Annotated in this window: 23 protein-coding genes; 14 read left to right on the top strand and 9 right to left on the bottom strand. The window is 61.9% G+C overall.

Going from position 1 to position 24,102, the window contains the following annotated elements:
• Positions 1 to 5: 5 nt before the first annotated feature.
• Positions 6 to 2,396, bottom strand: a complete 2,391-nt coding sequence (locus BMX59_RS22085; RefSeq protein ID WP_093125726.1) for a hybrid sensor histidine kinase/response regulator — start codon at positions 2,394 to 2,396, stop codon at positions 6 to 8.
• Between the two features lie 275 nt (positions 2,397 to 2,671).
• Here BMX59_RS22085 and BMX59_RS22080 point away from each other — a divergent pair, with 275 nt between their 5' ends.
• From BMX59_RS22080 to BMX59_RS22065, 4 genes are all read left to right on the top strand, one after another.
• Entirely contained in the window at positions 2,672 to 3,469 is a 798-nt protein-coding gene (locus BMX59_RS22080) for a hydroxymethylpyrimidine/phosphomethylpyrimidine kinase (RefSeq protein WP_093125722.1), read from the top strand.
• 18 nt (positions 3,470 to 3,487) lie between these two features.
• Positions 3,488 to 4,117, top strand: coding sequence for a thiamine phosphate synthase (gene thiE, locus BMX59_RS22075; protein ID WP_093125718.1), 630 nt, complete (start codon positions 3,488 to 3,490; stop codon positions 4,115 to 4,117).
• 11 nt (positions 4,118 to 4,128) lie between these two features.
• Positions 4,129 to 5,412 (top strand): glutamate-1-semialdehyde 2,1-aminomutase, encoded by a 1,284-nt coding sequence (hemL, locus tag BMX59_RS22070; RefSeq protein WP_092248174.1) that lies wholly within the window; start codon positions 4,129 to 4,131, stop codon positions 5,410 to 5,412.
• A 225-nt stretch (positions 5,413 to 5,637) separates the two neighbouring features.
• A complete protein-coding gene (locus BMX59_RS22065; RefSeq protein WP_071489908.1) occupies positions 5,638 to 6,192 on the top strand; it encodes a tetratricopeptide repeat protein in 555 nt (184 codons plus the stop codon).
• Positions 6,193 to 6,200: 8 nt separating this feature from the next.
• Here BMX59_RS22065 and BMX59_RS22060 read toward each other — a convergent pair whose 3' ends face one another.
• Positions 6,201 to 6,527 (bottom strand): DUF1820 family protein, encoded by a 327-nt coding sequence (locus tag BMX59_RS22060; protein WP_003194436.1) that lies wholly within the window; start codon positions 6,525 to 6,527, stop codon positions 6,201 to 6,203.
• Between the two features lie 131 nt (positions 6,528 to 6,658).
• Between BMX59_RS22060 and miaB the strand changes: the two genes are divergently transcribed.
• The 5 genes from miaB (at position 6,659) to lnt (ending at position 12,059) form a co-directional block, all read left to right on the top strand.
• Positions 6,659 to 7,987: a tRNA (N6-isopentenyl adenosine(37)-C2)-methylthiotransferase MiaB gene (gene miaB / locus BMX59_RS22055; protein ID WP_093125715.1), complete on the top strand. Its 1,329-nt coding sequence runs from the start codon at positions 6,659 to 6,661 to the stop codon at positions 7,985 to 7,987.
• 203 nt (positions 7,988 to 8,190) lie between these two features.
• The gene (locus tag BMX59_RS22050) at positions 8,191 to 9,195 is read left to right on the top strand and encodes a PhoH family protein (protein ID WP_092248165.1); all 1,005 of its coding nucleotides are present in this window, start codon (positions 8,191 to 8,193) and stop codon (positions 9,193 to 9,195) included.
• On the top strand, positions 9,188 to 9,646 hold the full coding sequence (gene ybeY / locus BMX59_RS22045) for an rRNA maturation RNase YbeY (RefSeq protein WP_093125711.1): 459 nt from the start codon (positions 9,188 to 9,190) through the stop codon (positions 9,644 to 9,646). The genes BMX59_RS22050 and ybeY overlap by 8 nt, the downstream gene beginning before the upstream one ends.
• A gap of 41 nt (positions 9,647 to 9,687) precedes the next feature.
• Entirely contained in the window at positions 9,688 to 10,527 is an 840-nt protein-coding gene (locus tag BMX59_RS22040) for an HlyC/CorC family transporter (RefSeq protein ID WP_010206772.1), read from the top strand.
• Between the two features lie 8 nt (positions 10,528 to 10,535).
• Positions 10,536 to 12,059 carry an apolipoprotein N-acyltransferase gene (lnt, locus tag BMX59_RS22035; RefSeq protein ID WP_092248159.1) on the top strand — a complete coding sequence of 508 codons (1,524 nt, stop codon included), beginning with the start codon at positions 10,536 to 10,538 and terminating at the stop codon, positions 12,057 to 12,059.
• 62 nt (positions 12,060 to 12,121) lie between these two features.
• On the opposite strand, the gene BMX59_RS22030 is transcribed toward lnt, so the two are convergent.
• Together BMX59_RS22030 and BMX59_RS22025 are read right to left on the bottom strand one after the other, a co-directional pair.
• Positions 12,122 to 12,883, bottom strand: a complete 762-nt coding sequence (locus BMX59_RS22030; protein ID WP_092248156.1) for a YdcF family protein — start codon at positions 12,881 to 12,883, stop codon at positions 12,122 to 12,124.
• A gap of 98 nt (positions 12,884 to 12,981) precedes the next feature.
• The gene (locus tag BMX59_RS22025; protein ID WP_093125706.1) at positions 12,982 to 13,299 is read right to left on the bottom strand and encodes a hypothetical protein; all 318 of its coding nucleotides are present in this window, start codon (positions 13,297 to 13,299) and stop codon (positions 12,982 to 12,984) included.
• A 261-nt stretch (positions 13,300 to 13,560) separates the two neighbouring features.
• Here BMX59_RS22025 and leuS point away from each other — a divergent pair, with 261 nt between their 5' ends.
• The 5 genes from leuS (at position 13,561) to BMX59_RS22000 (ending at position 19,573) form a co-directional block, all read left to right on the top strand.
• A complete protein-coding gene (gene leuS / locus BMX59_RS22020; RefSeq protein ID WP_093125702.1) occupies positions 13,561 to 16,167 on the top strand; it encodes a leucine--tRNA ligase in 2,607 nt (868 codons plus the stop codon).
• A gap of 88 nt (positions 16,168 to 16,255) precedes the next feature.
• Complete coding sequence (lptE, locus tag BMX59_RS22015) at positions 16,256 to 16,861, top strand: LPS-assembly lipoprotein LptE (protein WP_093125699.1); 606 nt, start codon at positions 16,256 to 16,258, stop codon at positions 16,859 to 16,861.
• Positions 16,862 to 16,900: 39 nt separating this feature from the next.
• Complete coding sequence (holA, locus tag BMX59_RS22010) at positions 16,901 to 17,938, top strand: DNA polymerase III subunit delta (protein ID WP_058427766.1); 1,038 nt, start codon at positions 16,901 to 16,903, stop codon at positions 17,936 to 17,938.
• A gap of 83 nt (positions 17,939 to 18,021) precedes the next feature.
• On the top strand, positions 18,022 to 18,186 hold the full coding sequence (gene arfA, locus BMX59_RS22005) for an alternative ribosome rescue factor ArfA (RefSeq protein WP_003176285.1): 165 nt from the start codon (positions 18,022 to 18,024) through the stop codon (positions 18,184 to 18,186).
• A 61-nt stretch (positions 18,187 to 18,247) separates the two neighbouring features.
• Positions 18,248 to 19,573, top strand: a complete 1,326-nt coding sequence (locus tag BMX59_RS22000) for a lytic murein transglycosylase (RefSeq protein WP_093125696.1) — start codon at positions 18,248 to 18,250, stop codon at positions 19,571 to 19,573.
• Positions 19,574 to 19,684: 111 nt separating this feature from the next.
• Here the strand turns inward: BMX59_RS22000 and BMX59_RS21995 are convergent, their stop codons facing one another.
• The 5 genes from BMX59_RS21995 to BMX59_RS21975 form a co-directional block, all read right to left on the bottom strand.
• Positions 19,685 to 20,605, bottom strand: coding sequence for a S66 peptidase family protein (locus BMX59_RS21995; protein WP_093125691.1), 921 nt, complete (start codon positions 20,603 to 20,605; stop codon positions 19,685 to 19,687).
• 148 nt (positions 20,606 to 20,753) lie between these two features.
• Positions 20,754 to 21,755, bottom strand: a complete 1,002-nt coding sequence (gene lipA / locus BMX59_RS21990) for a lipoyl synthase (protein ID WP_166794335.1) — start codon at positions 21,753 to 21,755, stop codon at positions 20,754 to 20,756.
• Between the two features lie 26 nt (positions 21,756 to 21,781).
• Positions 21,782 to 22,429, bottom strand: a complete 648-nt coding sequence (lipB, locus tag BMX59_RS21985) for a lipoyl(octanoyl) transferase LipB (protein ID WP_071489895.1) — start codon at positions 22,427 to 22,429, stop codon at positions 21,782 to 21,784.
• Entirely contained in the window at positions 22,429 to 22,710 is a 282-nt protein-coding gene (locus BMX59_RS21980; protein WP_071489894.1) for a DUF493 domain-containing protein, read from the bottom strand. The genes lipB and BMX59_RS21980 overlap by 1 nt, the downstream gene beginning before the upstream one ends.
• A gap of 84 nt (positions 22,711 to 22,794) precedes the next feature.
• Complete coding sequence (locus BMX59_RS21975) at positions 22,795 to 23,952, bottom strand: D-alanyl-D-alanine carboxypeptidase family protein (RefSeq protein WP_071489893.1); 1,158 nt, start codon at positions 23,950 to 23,952, stop codon at positions 22,795 to 22,797.
• Positions 23,953 to 24,102: the final 150 nt, after the last annotated feature.

Raw genomic sequence — 24,102 nt, 5'->3', positions numbered from 1 at the left:
ACCGCTTAAAAAAGTGACATACCCGCCGATTGTCCGGCGCTTTTGCCCTCTAACGGACACAACAACCGACGCTCCAACACCACCTGCAACGCCTCGAAACGTACTGGCTTGGCCAGGCGCTCGGAAATCCCGATGCCATGGCAGCCCTCGCGCTCCGACACATTCAGTGACGAGCTCAAGGCGATCACCGGTAATTCGCCGCAGCCAGGCAACGCACGAATCTGACAGCACAACGAGAAACCGCCTTCTGGAACATCCAACAGCACTGCATCGAAATCCGCTGCCTGCAACGCCGCCAGCGCGCTCGGGCCGCTGTCCACGGTTTTCACCCGGTAACCGAGCTTGAGCAACATACCGCGCACCGCCAACTGGCCGACGCTGTTGTCATCCACCAGCAGCACCGAGCATTCCTGGGGCGCACGTTGTTTGTCCGGTCCAGGCTTTGACTCGGACGGGACCGGGCTGACCTCTACTTCCAGCTGAAAGCGGCTGCCTTTGCGCGGCTCGGAATGATGGGTGAGGCGCCCGCCCAGCAGTTCGACCAGTTGCCGGCAGATGGCCAGGCCGATGCCCAGGCCGCCGTACTCGCGAGTGGTGGAGCCATCCAGCTGGAAGAAGCGCTGGTACAGGGTGGCTTCATCAAGGAAAGCAAAGCCGATCCCGGTGTCGGTGACGATAAAACTCAGGCGAAGGCGACCATCGCTGTGGGGCACACCGACCAGCCGCAGGCGCACCGAACCTTCGTGGGTGAACTTGAAGGCGTTATCCAGCAGGCAATCGAGGCACTGCAGCAGTTTGTCGGCATCGCCCAGCACGCGGTCCGGCAGCTCGTCCGCCACATCGATGGAAAAGGCCAGGCCCTTGCTCTGGGCGCTGGCGCTGAACTGCTGGCGCAAGGTGTCGAGCGTACCGCGCAGGCTGAACACCTCGGGCCGCGCAACCAGGCGCCCGGCCTGCAACTCGGTGAGGGTGAGGATGCCGTTGACCATGCGCATCATGTCCCGCGCCGAGCCGGCAGCGGTTTGCTGGTATTGCGCCAGGTCCGCATCCAGCGGCACGGTTTGCATGAGTTCGAGGGAGCCGATCACGCCGTTCATCGGGGTGCGCAGTTCGTGAGTCAGGGTGGCGAGGAATTCATCCTTGAGGCGGTTGCTGCGGGCCAATTGCTGGTTGAGCACTTCGAGCTTCTGGCTGGCATCGAACAGGATCTGCGCCTGTTGCTCACGCATTGCGTTGATGCGGTCGGCCAGGGCCAGGGACAACAACGCTACTTCGATCGCCGAACCGATCTGGCTGGCGTACATGGTCAGGAACACATTCGGCAGGTAGCCCAGCACCATCAGGGTATTGACCACCCCGCCGAGCAGGAACGCCGACCAGGCAATGATGAAATAGCGCGCCACCCGCTGCCCGCAATACCAGGCCTTGATGGCCGCGACAAAGATGGTCACGGTAAATACCAGCGCCAAGCCGGTGGCCAGGCGCAGCGCCAGGGCGTAGCTGGTCATCAACGACAGCAGCATCACCACACCGCCACACGCCACCAGCCCCAGCAACAGACGGTTGATCCAGCGGCTGTGCTGGGCCGTGTGCAGAAAGCTGCGCGCAAACAGGCTGCCGAACAACGCGGCCGAGCCAATCAGGAACGGCGTCGCCGCATTCGCCCACCAGGGGTTGTCCGGCCAGAAGTACTCCACTGCCGCGCCGTTGACCGACAGCTGGTACATGCCGAATGAAGCGATATACAGGATGTAATAGAGGTAGCTGGTGTCGCGCACGCTGAGATAGATGAACAGGTTGTACACCAGCATGCCCAGCAACACGCCGTAGATCAGGCCCAACACATACAGGCGCAGCGGCTGTTGTTCCAGGTAGGCGGTGCTGGACCACAGCGTCAAGGGCGCCTGGATCGAGCCTTCGCTTTGCAGGCGCAGGTAGACGGTTTTCGCTTCGCCCGGCGTGAAGTCGAGCTTGAACAGGTAGTTGTTCTGGCGAATCTCACGGGCGGCAAACGGCAGCGCATCCCCTGTGCGCCCGGCGAGGCGATAGGTGCCTGTGCTGTCGGGCAGGTACAGGTCCAGATGGTCGAGCGGCGGGTAGGCCAGCTCCAGCAACCAGGTGCGTTGGGCTTCAGGATTCTGAGGCAGGTAGTGCAGATTGACCTTGAGCCAGAACACCGAACGTGAGTAACCGGCGTTGAGCGTGTCTTTATCGTGGGGCTTGAACTGCGTGACGGCAGAGGGTGCGCTGACATCGGCGATCGTGAGGGCATCGGTCGGGTCTTCGAGCACTTGCAAGGCTCGACCCAGCGGCAGGCTTCGCGTGTCCTGGTTGAACTCGATGGCGCTGGCGAGCAGCGGCAGCCCGCACAACAATAAAATCAGCAAATAGCGCATAGAGCCCCAGCGTGGCCTGCCCGGTTATGTCAAAAAGCCCCCCATTCCTTTTGAGAAGACGTACACCGGCAATACAGTTAGTAGTTTGGATCCACTTTAGCATAGCCACTAAAGGCTATTGGACACCATTGAAATAATTTTTTGAAAGGCTCTAGAACGGTGCTTTCAGCAATATTCATGCACTGACCTGGATTGCTGAAACCTTCCACCCGCGGTGAAAATCCTCTTTCGCGCAACAGCCCCGCCAAAAGCGTTTGGTGGTAAGCTCGCGCACCATGAATATCTACAGCTCTCGCCCCGTTGTCCTCTGTCTCTCCGGCCATGACCCCAGTGGTGGCGCCGGCTTGCAGGCAGATATCGAAGCCCTGCTCGCCCAGGGTTGCCATGCGGCTCCGGCCATCACCGCACTGACCGTGCAGAACACGGTCAACGTCAGCGACTTCCGCGTGCTCGACCGCGAATGGGTACTGGCCCAGGCCAATGCCGTGCTCGGCGACTCCGAAGTGGCGGCGGTCAAGCTCGGCATGCTCGGTTCCACCGCGATGGTCGACACCGTGGTCGAACTGCTGCAGGCGCATCCGCACCTGCCGGTGGTGTGCGACCCGGTACTGCGCGCCGGTGGCGGCGGTAGCCTGGGCAAGGACGAGGTCGGTTATGCGATGCGCGAGCGGCTGTTGCCGTTGTCGCTGATCGCCACGCCGAACCTGCCCGAAGCGCGCATCCTCGCCGAGCTGCCGGAAGGCTCGGCGGACGAATGCGCCGAGAAGCTGCTGCCGTATATCAGGCATTTGCTGATCACCGGCGGGCATGGCGACGAGCACGAAGTACACAACCGCCTCTACAGCCGCGACGGCACGCGCCAGACCTTTACCTGCCAGCGCCTGCCTGGCAGTTATCACGGTTCGGGCTGCACGCTGGCCAGTGCCCTGTCGGGCCGGATCGCCCAAGGCGAAGGCCTGGTGAGCGCCGTGCAATCGGCCCTCAACTACACTTGGCGCACCCTGCGTGACGCTGAACAACTCGGCCAGGGCCAGTTCGTGCCGCGCCGTCTGCCGCTGGATTTCTGCTCTTAACAGCACGAGGCCTGCCTGATGAAACTACGTGGCCTTTACGCCATTACCGACAGCCAACTGTTGGCCGGCAAATTCCTCGCCTACGTCGAAGCGGCGCTGGACGGTGGCGTGACCCTGCTGCAATACCGCGACAAAAGCAGCGACGAAGCCCGGCGCCTGCGTGAAGCAGAAAAGCTGCGGGAGCTGTGCTCGCGCTACAAAACCCAACTCATTATCAACGACGACGCCGAACTGGCCGCGCGCCTCGGCGTCGGCGTGCACCTGGGCCAGACCGACGGCCCGCTGACCCCGGCCCGTGCCCTGCTCGGCTCCAAGGCCATCATCGGTTCCACCTGCCACAGCCAGATCGAACTGGCCGAGCAGGCTGCCAAGGAAGGTGCGAGCTACGTCGCCTTCGGTCGCTTCTTCAATTCCAGTACCAAGCCCGGCGCCCCGGCCGCCACCGTCGAAATGCTGGCCCAGGCCCGTGCGCGCCTGCAGCTGCCGATCTGCGTGATCGGCGGCATCACCCTGGAGAACGCCGAACCCCTGGTGGCCCACGGTGCCGACCTGCTGGCGGTGGTGCACGGCCTGTTTGGCGCCGATAGCACCCAGGAAGTCACGCGCCGCGCCCGAGCGTTCAACGACCTTCTTAAAATTTCAGTTTAGAGAGCCCGATCATGTCCCGTTCCGAAACGCTGTTTGCCAATGCCCAGAAACACATCCCCGGCGGTGTGAACTCCCCCGTGCGTGCGTTCAAGAGCGTGGGCGGCACGCCGCTGTTCTTCAAGCATGCCGAAGGCGCCTACGTCACCGACGAAGATGACAAGCGCTACGTGGACTACGTCGGCTCCTGGGGCCCGATGATCCTCGGCCACAGCCACCCGGACGTGCTGGACGCGGTGCGCAAGCAACTGGAACACGGCCTGTCCTACGGCGCGCCGACCGCCATGGAAACCGAGATGGCGGACCTGGTCTGCTCGATCGTGCCGTCGATGGAAATGGTGCGCATGGTCAGCTCCGGCACCGAAGCCACCATGAGCGCAATCCGCCTGGCCCGTGGTTTCACCGGCCGCGACAGCATCATCAAGTTCGAAGGCTGCTACCACGGCCACTCCGACAGCCTGTTGGTCAAGGCCGGTTCTGGCGCGCTGACCCAAGGTGTCCCTAGCTCGGCGGGCGTGCCTGCCGCGTTTGCCAAGCACACCCTGACCCTGCCGTTCAACGACATCGCCGCCGTCGAGCAGATGCTCAATGAAGTGGGCCAGGACGTGGCCTGCATCATCGTCGAGCCGGTGGCCGGCAATATGAACTGCGTGCCGCCCGCGCCAGGCTTTCTGGAAGGCCTGCGCGAACAGTGCGACAAACACGGCGTGGTGCTGATTTTCGACGAAGTGATGACCGGTTTCCGCGTCGCCCTCGGCGGCGCCCAGGCGCACTACGGCGTCACGCCGGACCTGAGCACCTTCGGCAAGATCATCGGCGGCGGCATGCCGGTGGGTTGCTTCGGCGGCAAGCGCGAGATCATGCAACACATCGCGCCGCTGGGCCCGGTGTACCAGGCGGGCACCTTGTCGGGTAACCCACTGGCCATGGCCGCCGGCCTGACCACCCTGCGCCTGATCAGCCGCCCGGGCTTCCACGCCGAGCTGACCGACTACACCACGCGCCTGCTCGACGGCCTGCAACAGCGCGCCGATGCCGCCGGCATTCCGTTTGTCACCACCCAGGCGGGCGGTATGTTCGGCCTGTACTTCAGCGGTGCCGACGATATCGTCACTTTTGACGACGTAATGGGCAGCGATGCCGGTCTGTTCAAACGCTTCTTCCACCTGATGCTGGAAGGCGGCGTATACCTGGCACCGAGCGCTTTCGAAGCCGGCTTCACCTCGATCGCCCACGGCGAAGCCGAGCTGAAACTGACCCTCGACGCCGCCGAACGCGCCTTCGCCGCACTGAAGTAACAGGCCGCAACCATCAGGCACCCCGCAAACGGTGTCTGATTTGCTACTTTGCTTACAGATATTTCCGAGTTTTTCCGAGAATTCACCTGCAATCCGGCAGATAACTTGCCCAAGCAGCAGAAAAACGAGTAAAGACTTTGTAAGCAGAGGCCTGCTTATTTCATAATGCGCGCTTATTGGATCCCCCGAGGGTCCGCGTGCCCCGTCAGAGGTAAGTCGATTCCCATGAAACGCACCGGCCGCACCCTGGTTCTGGGCTGCCTGTTGCTCCTTCAGCCGCTGCTGGCACATGCACAAGCAGGCGGCAACTCGTTGTTAATCCCAGCGATGGGTCGTTGCACCCTCAATACCCAGCCAGACAGCCAGGCCGAAGCCCTGAGCGCGTGCCAGAAGCAGGCCGACGGCGGGGATGCGCAGGCGCAATACGAGTTGGGCGAGTACTTCCACGACAGCAAGAACCCTGCGCGCGACCTCAACAAGGCCTTGAGCTACTTCGAGAAAGCATCGTTGCAGGGCCATGCCCAAGCGCAATTCCAGTTGGGCAACATGTTCTTCAAGGGCGAAGGCGTGCCGGCCAACAACGTCCAGGCCTACATCGTGCTGAAAATGGCCGCGGTCAACGGCGCTGAAGACGCGCTGGACACCGCCGACGAAGTCGCCGAGCACATGCAGCGCGATGAACTGGAAGTGGCGACCCAGGTGCTGGGCCAGATTTTCCGCAACTACCTTCTGGAACTGCAGAGCGCCGATGGGCGTTCGCCCTTCTCACCGCTGCCCTGACAGCCGCCCTACTTCTCCGGCATTGGCATCGGAAATGGCATCACATTGCTGGTGCCCCGCGCCTCGCTGATCTTCGGCGTGCCCAGGCGCTCGACTTCATCGATGCGCACAATCGAATGCATCGGCACAAAGCTGCGCACCACGCCTTCGAACTGCGCCTTGAGCTTCTCTTCGCCCGGGTCGACGACCAACTGGGTGCGCTCGCCAAAGACGAACTCTTCCACCTCCAGGAAACCCCACAGATCACTTTGATAGATCTGCTTGGCGTACATTTCGAACACCTGGCCCTGGTTGAGGAAAATCACCTTGTAGATTGGAGCTTCACGTTTGGTCATGGTGGGCGAACAACACATCGGGGATATAAAAGAGGGCGCGAACTATAGCATGGCACCCGATGCACAACGCTAGGAACCAATGGGCATGCCCCCTATAATGCGCGGTTCTTTACCACCAGTTGACGATTCCCATGGCCAAGAAGCTTTACATCGAAACCCACGGTTGCCAGATGAACGAGTACGACAGCTCGCGCATGGTCGATCTGCTGGGCGAACACCAGGCCCTGGAAGTCACCGCCCGCGCCGAAGATGCCGACGTGATCCTGCTCAATACCTGCTCGATCCGCGAGCGGGCCCAGGACCGTGTGTACTCGCAACTGGGCCGCTGGCGCGAATTGAAACTGGCCAACCCGGACATGGTGATCGCCGTCGGCGGTTGCGTGGCCAGCCAGGAAGGCGCCGCGATCCGCGACCGCGCACCTTATGTCGACGTGGTCTTCGGCCCGCAGACCCTGCACCGCCTGCCGGAAATGATCGATGCCGCACGCGCTACCAAGCTGCCGCAGGTGGATGTGTCGTTCCCGGAGATCGAAAAATTCGACCACTTGCCCGAACCCCGTATCGATGGGCCAAGCGCCTATGTGTCGGTGATGGAAGGCTGCAGCAAGTACTGTACCTTCTGCGTGGTGCCCTACACACGCGGTGAAGAAGTCAGCCGGCCATTTGATGATGTGCTGTCGGAAATCATCCACCTGGCCGAAAACGGCGTGCGCGAAGTGACCCTGCTGGGCCAGAACGTCAATGGCTACCGCGGCCTGACCGAGGATGGCCGCCTGGCCGACCTGGCGGAGCTGATCCGCGTGGTGGCTGCCGTGGACGGTATCGAGCGCATCCGCTACACCACCTCACACCCGCTGGAGTTCTCCGACAGCCTGATCCAGGCCCACGCTGAAGTGCCGGAACTGGTCAAGCACCTGCACTTGCCGGTGCAATCGGGCTCGGACCGCATCCTGGCGGCCATGAAACGCAACCACACCGCCCTGGAATACAAATCCAAACTGCGCAAATTGCGCGCAGCGGTGCCGGGCATCTGCATCAGTTCGGACTTTATCGTCGGCTTCCCCGGCGAGACCGAGAAAGACTTCGATCAGACCATGAAGCTGATCGAAGATGTCGGCTTCGACTTCTCCTATTCGTTCGTCTACAGCCAACGCCCCGGCACCCCGGCGGCCGACCTGGCGGACGACACCCCGGAAGCGCTGAAAAAAGAGCGCCTCAATGCGCTGCAACACCGCTTGAACCAGCAGGGTTTCGAGATCAGCCGACAAATGGTCGGGTCTGTCCAGCGCATCCTGGTCACCGACTATTCGAAAAAAGACCCGGGCGAATTGCAGGGGCGTACCGAGAACAACCGAATCGTAAACTTCCGTTGCGATAATCCAACCCTGATCGGCCAGTTTGCCGATGTGCACATCGATGCGGCGCAGCCGCATTCGTTGCGCGGGTCATTGCGGCAATAATTGCCTGATTAGGTGGGAGGGGGCTTGCCCCCGCTGACGGCGTGTCAGACACAGATGTTTTATCTGAACCGGCGCTATCGGGGGCAAGCGCCCTCCCACATTCTGACCGTGCAACATTCCGATGACGTAAGTGCTTTCGCGCACGGGCAGCTGGCGTTATTCTCTCTTTCACCTCAACAGCCAAAGGGCGGCTAAAAACAACCTTGAACGCACCCATAGCAGAACCCCATCGTTTTCTCCTCGAGCCCTTTGAGGCTCGCCGTTTCGCCAATCTGTGCGGACAGTTCGACGAGCACCTGCGCCTGATCGAGCAACGCCTGAGCATCGAGATCCGCAACCGCGGCAATCAGTTCGAGCTCATTGGTGAACCCCAACACACCACGTCCGCAGAAAACCTGCTGCGCCGCCTCTACCGCGAAACCAAGGGTAGCGAGCTGTCGCCGGAAACCGTGCACCTGTACCTGCAGGAATCGGCCGTCGAAGACCTGGCCAATAACCCCGTGGCCGAAGCCAGCGTGGCCCTGCGTACCAAAAAAGGCATGATTCGCCCGCGCGGCTTGAATCAGCAGAAGTACGTCAAGGAAATCCTCGGCAACGACATCAACTTCGGCATCGGCCCTGCCGGTACCGGCAAGACCTACCTGGCCGTGGCCTGCGCAGTCGACGCGCTGGAACGCGAGCAAGTGCGCCGCATCCTGTTGGTACGCCCGGCGGTCGAGGCTGGCGAGAAGCTCGGCTTCCTGCCCGGCGACCTCGCCCAGAAAATCGACCCGTACCTGCGCCCGCTCTACGACGCACTGTACGAGATGCTCGGCTTCGAATACGTGGCCAAGCTGATCGAACGCCAGGTGATCGAGATCGCCCCGCTGGCCTACATGCGTGGTCGTACCTTGAACAACAGCTTCATCATCCTCGACGAAAGCCAGAACACCACGGTCGAGCAGATGAAGATGTTCCTCACCCGCATCGGTTTCGGCTCCACCGCCGTGATCACCGGCGATGTCACCCAGGTCGACCTGCCCAAAGGCACCAAGTCGGGCCTGGCCCAGGTGATCGAGGTGCTCAAGGACGTGCCGGGCATCAGCTTCACGCACTTCATGCCCAAGGATGTGGTTCGTCACCCGCTGGTGCAGCGCATCGTCGAAGCCTACGAGCGCTTCGACCATCGCGACGATGCACCGGCCAAGGACCTTCGCCGCGATGCTTGAGCTAGACCTGCAGCTGGCCACCGAAGCGCCCGCCCCCAGCGAAGCCCAGTTCCGTCAGTGGTGCGCCCTGGCCCTGCGCCAGCGCACCGCCGACTCGGAACTGACCATTCGCCTGGTGGACGAGCCCGAGGGCCGCGAACTGAATCACACCTGGCGCCAGAAGGATTACGCGACCAATGTGCTGTCCTTCCCCGCCGATGTGCCGGATGAGCTGCTGGATATCCCGTTGCTGGGCGATCTGGTCATCTGTGTCGCCGTGGTGGAGCGCGAGGCAAAGGAACAAGGCAAGGAACTTGAAGCCCACTGGGCCCATCTAGTCATCCACGGCTGCTTGCATCTCTTGGGTTACGACCATATAGACGATGAGGAAGCCGAGGAAATGGAAACACTGGAACAAACGTTGCTTGCAGAATTGGGTCATCCGGACCCATATGCCGACGATGAAGCTTAAAAACACTCAACTGTAACAATAAAGGATTCAGAGTAATCGCTATGAGCGAAGACCGATCGAGCAACGGGCAGAAGTCATGGCTGGGTAAACTGACCCAGGCTTTTGCCCACGAGCCGAAAAACCGCCAGGAGCTCTTGGAGCTGCTGCGCGAGGCCCATCAGAACAAGTTGCTGGACAGCGAAGCGCTGGCCATTGTCGAGGGCGCCATCCAGGTGGCTGACCTGCAAGTACGGGACATCATGGTCCCCCGCTCGCAGATGATCAGCATCAAGGCGACCCAGACCCCACGGGAGTTCCTCCCGGCCGTGATCGACTCGGCGCACTCGCGCTACCCGGTGATCGGTGAAAGCCATGACGATGTCATGGGCGTCCTGCTGGCCAAGGACCTGCTGCCGCTGATCCTCAAGGAGAACGGCGACAGCTTCAATATCAAGGACTTGCTGCGTCCGGCCACCTTCGTGCCTGAATCCAAGCGCCTGAACGTGTTGCTGCGCGAATTCCGCGCCAACCACAATCACATGGCCATTGTGATCGACGAATACGGCGGCGTAGCTGGCCTGGTGACGATTGAAGACGTGCTGGAACAGATCGTCGGCGATATCGAAGACGAACACGACGTCGAAGAAGACAGCTACATCAAGCCACTGCCCAGCGGTGACTTCCTGATCAAGGCGCTGACGCCGATCGAGAACTTCAACGAGTTCTTCGACAGCGAATTCTCCGACGATGAGTTCGACACCGTCGGCGGCCTGGTGATGAGTGCGTTCGGGCACCTGCCCAAGCGTAACGAAACCACCGAGATCGGCGCGTATCGCTTCCGTATCCTGAATGCCGACAGCCGTCGCATCCACCTGATCCGCCTGACACCAATTGCCCGCTAAGGAATGACATGCAGCGCCTAACCCGCCCCGGCTGGCCCGGTAATTTGCTGGCCGTGGTGGCCGGCGCCATCACCACCCTGGCGCTGGCGCCGTTCGACCTGTGGCCTTTTGCGCTGGTGGCGGTCGGCCTGTTCTATGTCGGACTGCGGGAACTGAGCCCACGCCAGGCCCTGGGCCGTGGCTGGTGTTTCGGCTTCGGCCTGTTCGGCGCCGGCACCAGCTGGATCTACTACAGCATCCACCACTTCGGCGGCGCTTCGGTGCTGCTGGCGGGGTTCCTGATGCTGCTGTTCACCGCCGCCATCGCCTGGTTCTTCGCCCTGCCCGCCTGGCTGTGGGCGCGCTGGTTGCGTCGCAACGAAGCGCCGCTGGCCGATGCCCTGACCTTCGCGGCGTTGTGGGTGGGCCAGGAAGCATTTCGCGGCTGGTTCCTCACCGGTTTCCCATGGTTGTATTCCGGGTACAGCCAACTCGATGGCCCGCTCACCGGCCTCGCGCCGCTGGGCGGGATGTGGCTGATCTCCTTTGCCCTGGCACTCACCGCCGCCCTGCTGTGCAACCTGCCGCGCCTGCTGGCCGGCAAGCGCAACGCCTTTATCGGTGCCGGCCTGGTATTGCTGGTAGCACCCTGGGCGATCGGCCTGGCACTCAAGCATCACGCCTGGACCAGTCCGTCCGGCGCGCCGCTGAGCGTGGCCGCCATCCAGGGCAACGTCGAACAGAGCATGAAGTGGGACCCGGAGCAGCTCAACGCGCAGCTGGCGCTGTATCGCGACATGAGCTTCAGCTCCAAGCGTGTCGACTTGCTGGTATGGCCGGAAACGGCGGTGCCGGTGCTCAAGGAGTCTGTCGAAGGCTACCTGGGCATGATGGGCAAGTTCGCCGCCGACCGGCACACCGCGCTGATCACCGGGGTACCGATTCGCCAGGAAGTGCACCACCAGAAGCGCTACTTCAATGGCATCACCGTGGTCGGCGAAGGCGACGGTACCTACCTCAAGCAGAAGCTGGTGCCGTTCGGTGAATACGTGCCGCTGCAGGACATGTTGCGTGGCCTGATTGCCTTTTTTGATCTACCGATGTCGGACTTCGCCCGCGGTCCCTCTGACCAGGCGATGCTGCAGGCCAAGGGTTATCAGATTGCGCCGTTCATTTGCTACGAAGTGGTGTACCCGGAATTCGCCGCCGGCCTGTCGGCCCAGAGCGATCTGCTGCTGACCATCAGCAACGACACCTGGTTCGGCCGCTCCATCGGCCCGTTGCAGCACCTGCAAATGGCGCAGATGCGTGCGCTGGAAGCCGGGCGCTGGATGATCCGCGCCACCAACAATGGCGTGACCGGCCTGATCAACCCGTTCGGGCAGATCACGGCGCAGATCCCGCAATTCGAACGCGGCATTCTCTACGGCGAAGTGGTGCCGATGCACAACCTCACGCCGTACCTGCAATGGCGTTCGTGGCCGTTGATCATCCTGTGCCTGGGGCTGTTCGGTTGGGCGCTGCTGGCGGGCCGCATGTCCAAAACCGTCTGACAGACAACCCATAACCAATGTGGGAGGGGGGGTTGCCCCCTCCCAGATGTTGATCTGCCGTGTTATCGATAGAACAACCGATAACCCAGCTGCCCCACCGCTTCGTTGATCAACTGCCCGCTGCGCCACACTGATACGAACTCAGGCATCCAGCCACCCAGTGGCCGGGCGTTATCCACGCCCAGGAAGCCCACCGGCGCAGGCACCACGGTGAAACCGGCCTTCTCGAAGCTCCACACCGAACGCGGCATGTGCCAGGCCTGGGTCACCACCACCACGCGACTGATGCCTTCGGGCAAGAGAATTTCCGCGCTCATCTGCGCGTTTTCCCAGGTGGTTCGGCTGCGTTCTTCCTTCCAGCGCACTGTCACGCCGAAGTCATCCTGCATCGATACCGCCATCAGTTCCGCCTCGCTGGGCGGTGTGCCGTAATGCAGGCCGCCGGTAGTCAGCACCGGCAGCCCGGAGGCCTTGGCCAATCGTGCGGCATAGCGCTGGCGCTCCAGGCCGATACCCGTCGGCTGATCGGTGCCCCAGGCCGGGTCCCCGCGCTCCCGCCCGGAGCCCAACACCACGATCGCATCGGCGCGCTGCGCCAGCGTCGACCAGTCTTCCCGCGCCAACGGCGGCTCGGTTTCCAGGGTTCGCGCGCCCCACTCCACCATCACCGGCAGACTGATCAGCCACATACCGCCAAACCCCAGCGCAAAGCAGCAACCCGCCAAGCGTGGCCGGCTGCGCCGAAACCACCAGGCAAGGGCCAGCAACAGCAAAAGAATGCCGGGCGGCAGGAGCAGTTGTTTGATGAAGTAACGAATAGGCATCGGGCATCTCCAAAGATGCCCGAAGCCTAAGGTGTAACGGGGTTTAGCGACAATCTTTACCGTGACATGACGCGAAGGTGTTGCTCTGGGGGAGTGAACTACTTGTAGCGTACGAAGCGGCGTTTTTCCGGGCCGCGACCGACCGACAAGTCCTTGAGCCACACCACCTTGGCAGAGTGCGTGGGCTCCTTGAGTGGCGGGGTTGCCACCAGAGGAGGCGCACCGCGCCCATTCCGTTCCAGAAAAGCCTTGATCAGTTCCAGCTCCGCACGGGTCAAACCGCGCAGTTCCAACTCCACAGGCCGTTCATCACGCAATCGGCCCGCTGTCCTCGCTGCATCCAATGCACGACCCAATCGGTCGATCAGTCCTTCGTAGATTTCCGGTTTCGTTACGATTCGCTGCGATTCAACCATCCCCTCACCTCATTGAAGAAAGACTTGCTCCCCAATAAACAGCGTAGCCCCCGTGGCTGCGCCTGCCCGGCGCCGCGACAGACGGCCCTGCCAGAGCAATCAGGGTTTCCCTCGATAGAGTGGGGTCATGTATGCTACGGCGCTTCCTGTAACTCCACTTCCCGCAGGGTTTGGGCACGGACGCGCCGCTTTTTGGTGTCGATCAACCTGAATGTTGCACCGAAGAGGATTAGGCCACCCCTATTCAGTTCAAAAGTAGCCATGCACGAACAATATCAGCCCCGTGAAATAGAAAATGCCGCCCAAACCTTCTGGGACGAGCAAAAGTCCTTTGAAGTCAGTGAACAGCCAGGCAAGGAGACTTACTACTGCCTATCGATGTTCCCTTACCCCAGCGGCAAGCTACACATGGGGCACGTGCGTAACTACACCATCGGCGACGTGATTTCCCGTTACCAGCGCATGCAAGGCAAGAACGTCCTGCAACCCATGGGTTGGGACGCCTTCGGCATGCCGGCGGAAAACGCCGCGATGAAAAACAACGTGGCCCCCGCCAAGTGGACCTACGAAAACATCGCCTACATGAAGACCCAGCTGCGCAGCCTGGGCCTGGCGGTGGACTGGTCCCGCGAAGTCACCACCTGCAAGCCGGATTACTACCGCTGGGAACAATGGCTGTTCACGCGCCTGTTCGAAAAAGGTGTGATCTACAAAAAAAGCGGCACCGTGAACTGGGACCCGATCGACCAGACCGTCCTTGCCAACGAGCAAGTGATCGACGGTCGCGGCTGGCGCTCCGGCGCGCTGATCGAAAAGCGCGAAATCCCGATGTACTACTTCAAGATCACCGCCTACGCGGATGAACTGTTGTCGAGCCTCGACGACCTGCCGGGCTGGCCGGAGCAGGTCAAGACCATGCAACGCAACTGGATCGGCAAATCCAAGGGCATGGAAGTGCAGTTCCCGTACAACGTCGACTCGATCGGCGAAGCGGGCGCACTGAAAGTCTTCACCACCCGCCCGGATACCCTGATGGGCGCGACCTACGTCGCCGTGGCCGCCGAACACCCGCTGGCCACCCAGGCTGCACAGAACAACCCTGAGTTGCAGGCGTTCATCGCCGAATGCAAAGGCGGTAGCGTGGCCGAGGCCGACGTCGCCACCCAGGAGAAAAAAGGCCTGCCGACCGGCCTGTTCGTCGAGCACCCACTCACCGGTGAAAAGCTGCCGGTGTGGGTGGCCAACTACGTGCTGATGCACTACGGCGATGGCGCTGTCATGGCTGTGCCGGCTCACGACGAGCGCGATTTCGAATTCGCCACCAAGTACAGCCTGCCAATCAAGTCCGTGGTGCGTACCAGCTCGGGCGACACCAACCCGGCCCCGTGGCAGGACGCCTACGGCGAGCACGGTGAGCTGATCAATTCCGGCGAGTTTGATGGCCTGGACTTCCAGGGCGCCTTCGACGCCATTGAAGTCGCCCTGATCAAGAAAAACCTCGGTGCCTCGCGCACCCAGTTCCGCCTGCGCGACTGGGGTATCAGCCGCCAGCGCTACTGGGGCTGCCCGATCCCGATCATCCACTGCGCAAGCTGTGGCGACGTGCCAGTACCGGAAGATCAACTGCCAGTCGTCCTGCCGGAAGACGTGGTGCCGGACGGCGCCGGTTCGCCATTGGCGCGCATGCCCGAATTCTACGAATGCAGTTGCCCCAAATGCGGCGCGCCTGCCAAACGTGAAACCGACACCATGGACACCTTCGTAGAGTCCTCGTGGTATTACGCCCGGTACGCCTCGCCGCACTATGAAGGCGGCCTGGTAGAGAAATCCGCGGCCGACCACTGGTTGCCGGTTGACCAGTATATCGGCGGTATCGAACACGCCATCCTTCACCTGTTGTACGCGCGCTTCTTCCACAAGCTGATGCGTGACGAAGGCCTGGTGAGTTCCGATGAGCCGTTCAAGAACCTGCTGACCCAGGGCATGGTGGTCGCCGAGACCTACTATCGCCGTGAAGCCAATGGCGCCTACACCTGGTTCAACCCGGCAGACGTCGAGCTTGAGCGCGACAGCAAAGCCAAGGTCATCAGCGCCAAGCTGATCGCCGACGGCCTGCCGGTGGAAATCGGCGGCACCGAGAAGATGGCCAAGTCCAAGAACAATGGCGTTGACCCGCAGTCGATGATCGATCAGTTCGGCGCGGACACCTGCCGCCTGTTCATGATGTTCGCCTCGCCGCCTGACATGAGCGCCGAATGGTCCGACTCCGGCGTCGAAGGCTCGCACCGTTTCCTCAAGCGCGTCTGGCGCCTGGCGCACGCTCACATCAGCCAGGGCCTGCCGGGCAAACTGGACGTGGCCGCCTTGAGCGACGAGCAGAAACTCATTCGCCGCAGCACCCACCTGGCCATCAAGCAAGCCAGCCAGGACGTGGGCCAGAACCACAAGTTCAACACCGCCATCGCCCAGGTAATGACGCTGATGAATGTGCTGGAAAAAGCCCCACAAGTGACTGAGCAGGATCGCGCACTGGTACAGGAAGGCCTGGAAACGGTCACCCTGCTGCTGGCGCCGATCACGCCGCACATCAGCCACGACCTGTGGAACCGCCTGGGCCACAACGACGCCGTCATCGATGCGCGCTGGCCGGTGCAGGATGACAGCGCCCTGGTACAGGACACGCTGCAACTGGTGATCCAGGTCAACGGTAAACTGCGTGGCCAGATCGACATGCCAGCCACCGCCAGCCGCGAAGACGTTGAAGCGGCTGCCCGCGTCAACGAAAACGTGCTGCGCTTTACCGAAGGCCTGACGATTCGCAAAGTGATCGTGGTGCCTGGCAAACTGGTCAATATCGTCGCGAGCTAATCGGATCGGGCGCAGGGCTTGGGCCCTGCGTCGAACAAAGCCTTCAGGGCCTCGATAAGGCCCACATGGTTTCAAGGGGAGCAACAAAATGATCAAACGCAATTTGCTGGTGATGGGCCTTGCCGTGCTGCTGAGCGCATGCGGCTTCCAGCTGCGCGGTACTGCCACCAATGACCTGACGATCAAGGAACTCGACGTCAGCGCCCGCAACGCCTACGGCGATACGGTGACGCAATTGCGTCAGGTGCTGGAAAACAGCGGCGTGCACGTCTACACCGGCGCGACGTACAAACTGTTCCTGGTGGACGAAAGAGAAACCCAGCGTAACCTGAGCTACGCCAGCGCCGGGCGTGCGTCCGACATCGAACTGAACACTGCGCTCAACTTCGAAATCCAGGGCCGCGATCATCTGCCGCTGATGGGTGACAAGATCCAGGTGCAGAAAGTGGTCAGCCACGATGGCAACAACCTGGTGGGTTCGGACTCCGAAATCCAGCAGGTGCGCAAGGAAATGCGTCGCGAACTGGTACAGCGCATTGTGCTGCGCCTGTCGATGCTGACTCCGGAACAACTGGAGACCCTGCAGCAACAGGCTGACAACAAGGCCAAGGCCGAGGCCGACGCGCTGAAAGCTGCCAAAGAGTACGAAGACAACACACCGAAACAGTCGCCTGTTGAAGTCCCTGTCGAGTAAGCCGGACGGGGCGCCCCAAGCGCCCCGTTTACCCCGCCTATGAAACTCGCCCCTGCCCAACTCGCCAAACACCTGCAAGGTGGCCTTGCGCCTGTCTACATTGTCAGCGGTGATGATCCGCTGCTGTGTCAGGAAGCCGCCGACGCCATTCGCACGGCGGCACGCCAGCAAGGTTTCGACGAACGCCAGGTCTTCAGCGCCGACGCCAGCTTCGACTGGGGCACGCTGCTGCAGGCCGGTGCGAGCATGTCGCTGTTTGCCGAGAAGCGCCTGCTGGAACTGCGCCTGCCTTCGGGCAAGCCTGGCGACAAAGGCGCGGCCGCCCTGATGGAATACTGCTCGCGCCCCGCCGAAGACACCGTGCTGTTGATCAGCCTGCCCAAGCTTGATGGCAGCGCGCAGAAAACCAAGTGGGGCAAGGCCCTGGTGGAAGGGGCGCAGACCCAGTTCATCCAGATCTGGCCGGTGGACAGCAGCCAGTTGCCGCAATGGATTCGCCAGCGGCTGTCGCAGTCGGGACTGTCGGCGACCCAGGACGCAGTGGAGTTGATCGCCGCCCGGGTTGAAGGCAATTTGCTGGCCGCTGCCCAGGAGATCGAAAAGCTCAAGCTGATGGCCGAAGACGGGCAGATTACCGTCGAGACCGTCCAGGGCGCCGTGGCCGATAGCGCGCGCTTCGATGTGTTCGGGCTGGTGGATGCGATCCTCAACGGTGAACCCGCCCACGCTTTGCGTATGCTTGAAGGCCTGCGCGGCGAAGGCGTGGAACCGCCGGTGATTCTCTGGGCCCTGGCCCGGGAACTGCGGGTGCTGGCCAATATTGCCCTGCAATACAGCCAGGGTACGCCGCTGGACAAATGCTTCAGCCAGGCCAAGCCACCGGTGTGGGACAAGCGCAAACCCTTGATGAGCAAAGCACTGCAGCGGCACTCGGCGCAACGCTGGGCGCAATTGCTGCTGGAAGCGCAACGCATCGACGCGCAGATCAAGGGCCAGGCGGCGGGTTCGCCGTGGATGAGCCTGAGCCGTTTATCATTGTTGATGGCCGGCCAGCGCCTGACATTGCCGGCAGAATAGTCCTACCTCTCGAAGGGCTTTACAGCGGCGCAACATCGGCAGATGATTTGCACCGCTTCAACCACCCAACGAGAGTAACGACCATGAGCAAAAAGCCATCCAAGCATGGCCCCAACAAGGCCAAATCCATCATCGCCCAGCCTCTGTTCCGTAGCCGTCAGGAACGCGCCGGCAAGGGCAAAGGCAGCTACCGCCGCGAAGCCTTCCAGTCTAATAGCTGGGAGGCTTCTTACTTTCTGGCTGCCTGAAGGCAAGCAGCCCTCTGGCATGATAAGGTCTGCACCTGATTTGCAATCCCTGGACCTGTGCATGCCCTCTAGTCTTTCCCGTCGTTGGCACTTTCGCCAATTGATCGCTGCCTCCAGCCTCATCCTGCTCGTCGCCTGTGCGGAGAAACCCACCGCCGCCGACGCTCAACCGCTGCCCAAGCTCCAGACCGCCCCTGTGGTTGCGCCCGCTGTCGTGGCCCCGCTGGCTGTGGATAATCTTGATATCCAGCCGACCCAGACCTTCGCCGAATGGCAGGCGGCCTTTCGCGTGCAAGCCCTGCAGGCCGGCATCACCGCCACCGTGTTCGACAACGCATTCGCCAACGTCACACCCGACATGGCGGTGATCCGCGCCGACCGCAGCCAGCCGGAGTTTTCCCGCCCGGTGTGGGAATACCTCGACGGCGCCCTGTCGCCCGTGCGCGTGCGCAACGGCCAGGCGTTGCTGGTCAAGTACGCCGACATCCTGCAAAGCATCGAACAACGTTATGGCGTCGACCGCCAGGCGCTGGTGTCGGTATGGGGCATGGAAAGTAACTTCGGCCAGTTCCAAGGCAACAACTCGGTGATCCGCTCCCTGGCGACCCTGGCCTACGAAGGCCGCCGCCCGGCATTTGCCCAGGCGCAATTGCTGGCGGCGCTGCAGATCATCCAGCACGGCGATATCCAGGCCGACCAGATGAAAGGTTCCTGGGCCGGCGCCATGGGCCAGACCCAATTTATCCCAACCACCTACAACACCCACGCCGTCGACTTCGATGGCGACGGTCGCCGCGATATCTGGAACAGCCCGTCAGACGCCCTCGCCTCCACCGCACACTACCTGCAGAGCTCCGGCTGGCAGAAAGGCCAACCGTGGGGTTTCGAAGTGAAACAACTGCCGGCGAACTTCGATTACGCCCTGGCCGATGGCGGCATCCGCAAGACGGTCGCAGAATGGCTGAAACTGGGTATCCAACTGCCGCCCGGCGCAAGCATGCCACCCAACGTCGACCAACTCTCCGCTGCGCTGCTATTGCCGGCCGGTTACCGTGGCCCGGCGTTCCTGGTGCTGGATAACTTCCGCGCGATCCTCAAGTACAACAACTCCTCGTCCTATGCACTGGCGGTTGGCTTGTTGTCGGAACGCTTTGGTGGCGGTGGAGTGATCCGTGGCGATTGGCCGAAGGATGAGCTGCCATTGAGCCGCTCACAGCGCATCGACTTGCAGACGGCCTTGAGTGCCAACGGCTATGACGCGGGCAACCCGGATGGGATTATCGGCGCCAATACGCGCAAGGCGATTCGTGCGGCGCAGCAGGCCTTGGGCTGGCCGGCGGATGGGTATCCGACCGTGAAGCTGCTGGAGTCGTTGCAGAATCGATAGAGCTGCCTATGGCGGCTATCGCTATCGGGGGCAAGCCCCCTCCCACATTTCGACAGCATTCCATTGTGGGAGGGGGCTTGCCCCCGATGACGGACTGACAGACTAAAAAGCTCAGGCTTTGAACACCACATCCTGCTCCAACACCACCCGCTGCTCCCCCGCATCCAACCGCACCAATGCGCCCATCGGCAACGTCAGGTTCGGGTCGCAATGACCACTGCGCCAACCGGACAACACCGGGATGCGCAATGGCTCGAAGGTCTGCTTGAGCAAGCGCTCCAGCGCAACCTGATCCACACCCGCCACGTCCCCTACCAGTACGCCGGCGACCTGCTCCAGCTTGCCCGCCAGGCGCAGGTGCGTCAGCAGGCGGTCGATACGGTAGATCGGCTCGTTGACGTCCTCGATCAACAGGATGATGCCATCTGCGTCGATCTCAAAGGGTGTGCCCATGACTGCCGCGATCATCGACAGATTGCCACCCAGCAAGCGCCCACAGGCAATGCCAGGCTCGATTGTGGTCAGCGGGCACGCCACGGGGTGCATCAACTCGCTGCCAGCGCCCAACTGGCCGCGCAGCATGCTGAACAATGAAGACTCGGTAGGTGGTTGCTTGTCGCCCAAGAGATCGGCGTTGAGCATCGGCCCATGGAAGGTCACGAAGCCGGCGTAACGGCTGATTGCCAGGTGCAGCGCGGTGATGTCGCTGTAACCCACGAAGGGTTTGGCATTGGCGCGTAGCAGGTCGAAGTCCAGGCTATCGAGCAGGCGCGGCGTGCCGTAGCCGCCACGCAGGCAGAAGATGGCGTCGATTTCAGGGTCGGCGAAAGCTGTGTGCAGGTCGTTGAGGCGGGTTTTATCGCTGCCGGCGAGGTAGCCGTCGCGTTCATAGACACCCGGGAAGATGCGCAGGTCGTAGCCGCGGGTGCGCATCCATTGGCCGGCTTTTTCAACGTCCAGGGTGGCGGGGCCGGCGGGGGCGATCAGGGCGATGGTGCCTTCGCTACGGAGGGCAGGTACTGCAGCGGTCATCCACGACTCTCCTTGGCTAACGCGAAACAACTGTGGGAGGAGGCTTGTCCCCGATGGCGGTGTATCAGTATCAGAAGTGCTGACTGACAGTCCGCTATCGGGGGCAAGCCCCCTCCCACATTAACCTGCGGTGCCGCTCACAGCGCTATCAGGAAACCAGGCTTGCCTTGACCAGCTTGGCCTGCTCGTCCGCATGGTACGAAGAACGCACCAGCGGGCCGGACGCCACGTTCTTGAAGCCCATCTTGTAGCCTTCCTCGGCGAACCAGGCGAAGGTGTCCGGGTGCACGAAACGCTGCACCGGCAAGTGGCTGCGGGACGGTTGCAGGTACTGGCCGAGGGTCAGCATGTCGATGTCGTGTTCGCGCATGCGCTTCATGACTTCGATGACTTCTTCGTCGGTCTCGCCCAGGCCCAGCATCAAGCCGGACTTGGTCGGGATGTGCGGCATCATCTGCTTGAATTTCTGCAGCAGGGTCAGCGACCACTGGTAGTCCGAACCGGGGCGGGCAGCCTTGTACAGGCGCGGCACGGTTTCCAGGTTGTGGTTGAACACATCCGGCGGCTCGGCTGCGGTGATTTCCAGCGCCACGTCCATGCGACCGCGGTAGTCCGGCACCAGGGTTTCGAGCATCACGTTCGGCGACAGCTTGCGGATTTCGCGGATGCAGTCGGCAAAGTGCTGGGCACCGCCGTCACGCAGGTCGTCGCGGTCTACCGAGGTGATCACCACGTACTTGAGGCGCAGGTCGGCGATGGCGATGGCCAGGCTTTCCGGCTCGTTGACGTCCAGTGGCTTCGGACGGCCGTGGCCAACGTCGCAGAACGGGCAACGACGGGTGCAGATATCCCCCATGATCATGAAGGTGGCGGTGCCGCCGGAAAAGCACTCGCCCAGGTTCGGGCAGGAGGCCTCTTCGCAGACGCTGTGCAGCTTGTGTTTGCGCAGCAGCGCCTTGATACGGTCGACTTCCGGCGAAACCGGGATGCGCACGCGGATCCAGTCGGGTTTCTTCGGCAGTTCGGTGGTCGGAATGATCTTCACCGGGATGCGTGCAACCTTTTCGGCGCCGCGCAGCTTGACGCCGGCTTCCACCTTGGCACGCGGGGCCGGGGCTGGGCGTTCGGTAACGTCCACCGTCGGGATCATGGTTTGCACTGCATCAGTAGTCATAATCAGTCGATTCCGCCCGTAAGGGTCGTCTGCTCAGCATAGTCGAGGTGTTTGACGAGCTGCGCACGCAGCCGGGCACTTACCTCGGCAAATTTAATCGGTGTGGCGTGGTCGCTCAGTTGCGTCATCGCCAACCCGGCATAGCCACACGGGTTGATCCGCCGGAACGGTGCCAGGTCCATGTCCACGTTCAGGGCCAGGCCATGAAAGGAACAGCCGTGGCGAATCCGCAGCCCCAGGGAGGCGATCTTCGCGCCATCAACGTACACACCCGGCGCATCCGGCTTGGCCGCAGCAGTCACTCCGTAACTGGCCAGCAGCTCGATCAGGCAAGCCTCCATGCGGCTGACCAGGTCGCGCACGCCAAACCCCAGCTTGCGCACATCCAGCAGCAAATAAGCCACGAGTTGGCCGGGCCCATGGTAAGTCACTTGGCCACCTCGGTCGACCTGCACCACCGGAATTTCCCCCGGCAGCAGCAGATGCTCGGCCTTGCCGGCCTGGCCCTGGGTGAACACGGGCGGGTGTTCCACCAGCCAGATCTCATCGGGGGCCGACGTGCCGCGCTCGTTAGTGAAGCGCTGCATGGCGTGCCAGACGGGCTCGTAGTCCATCCGGCCGAGCTCGCGAAAGCCCAGGACCTGTGACATCACAGCACCATGTGCACGAAGCCGGTAGCCCGCAGTTCGCTGTTGATGTTGTAGAGCTGGTCCTGATCCGTCGCAACGATGTGCAACTGGATCGTGGTGTATTTGCCGGTCGAGCTTTGACGCTCGTCCACGCGGTTGTCATTGATCGTCGCGTATTTGCGAACGATCGCGAGAATCGTGTCCTTACGGCCCACGCCGGTATCGCTGATCACCTTGACGGGATAATCCGTCACTGGGAACTCGATCTTGGGCGCCTTTACTTCTGCTTCTTTATCGGTCATGGCGTAACGGCCTCGTAAGCGTAAGCCGTGGCGACGGGCAAAGCCCCGCGTCGGATCAACACGGGGCCTTGCAGGTGCACACAATCAGTTGAACAGGCTGTAGAAGAATAGACGGATGCTATCCCACACGCGGCGGAAGATACCACCTTCGTCGACGGCGTCCAGGGCGATCAGGTCGGCGCTGTGCACCACCTTGTCGTCCAGCTTCACTTCGACTTTACCGATCACGTCGCCCTTGGCGATGGGCGCAACCAGTTGCGGGTTCATGGTCATGCTGGCAGCGAGCTTCTTCAGCTGGCCTTTAGGCATGGTCAGGGTCAGGTCTTCAGCCAGGCCGGCCTTGACTTGGGAGGTAGCGCCCTTCCACACCGGCGCGGTCGCCAGCTCAGTACCCTTCTGGTAGAAGGTCTGGGTTTCGAAGAAACGGAAACCGTAGGTCAGCAGTTTCTGCGTCTCGGCCGCACGGGCCTGCTCGCTGTTGGTGCCGAAGACTACGGCGATCAGGCGTTGGCCGTCGCGCACAGCGGACGACACCATGCAGTAGCCGGCTTCTTCGGTGTGGCCGGTTTTCAGACCGTCGACGGTCTTGTCGCGCCACAGCAGCAGGTTGCGGTTAGGCTGCTTGATGTTGTTCCAGAAGAACTCCTTCTGGGAGTAGATCGCGTAGTGCACCGGGTCGACACGAATGATCGCGCGCGCCAGGATCGCCATGTCGTGCGCCGACGAGTAGTGCTCCGGGTTCGGCAGGCCGGTCGGGTTCATGAAGTGGCTGTTGGTCATGCCCAGGTCGGCCACGGTTTTGTTCATCATGTCGGCGAACGCGTCTTCGCTGCCGGCGATGTGCTCGGCCAGGGCGACGCTGGCGTCGTTACCGGACTGGATGATGATGCCGTGCAGCAGGTCGCTCACAGTCACCTGCGAACCCACCTTGATGAACATCCGCGAACCGCCGGTACGCCAGGCGTTTTCACTGACGGTAACCGGGTCGTTCTCGCCGATCTGGCCGCGACGGATTTCCAGGGTCGCGATGTAGGCGGTCATCAGTTTGGTCAGGCTGGCCGGTGGCAGGCGCTGGTCACCGTTGTTCTCGACCAGCACGTTGCCGCTGGCGGCATCCATGAGGACCCAGGCCTTGGCAGCCAGTTGCGGGGAAGCCGGCACCATTTCAACCGCCCAGGCGGCCGGGGTGATGATCAGCGAAAGAAGCAGGCACGTGCGTTTGGCTAAGGTGGTGATGTTCATCCGTCTCTCGAAATTGCTTATGGAAACTTGCCCTCGCGGGCAAAACTTATTCAGACAGTCCGCTACCAGACTGTCACGTGTTCGGTTGCCCGCTCACCCCTTGCCCCCGGGTTTTTATTGTTCAACGAGCCAACAACCACAGCCCTGCCC

Source organism: Pseudomonas sp. NFR09, assembly GCF_900111535.1.
Lineage (GTDB): Bacteria > Pseudomonadota > Gammaproteobacteria > Pseudomonadales > Pseudomonadaceae > Aquipseudomonas > Aquipseudomonas extremorientalis.
The sequence above is the reverse complement of the archived record's forward strand: the minus strand, read 5'-3'. Positions and strand labels throughout refer to the sequence as shown.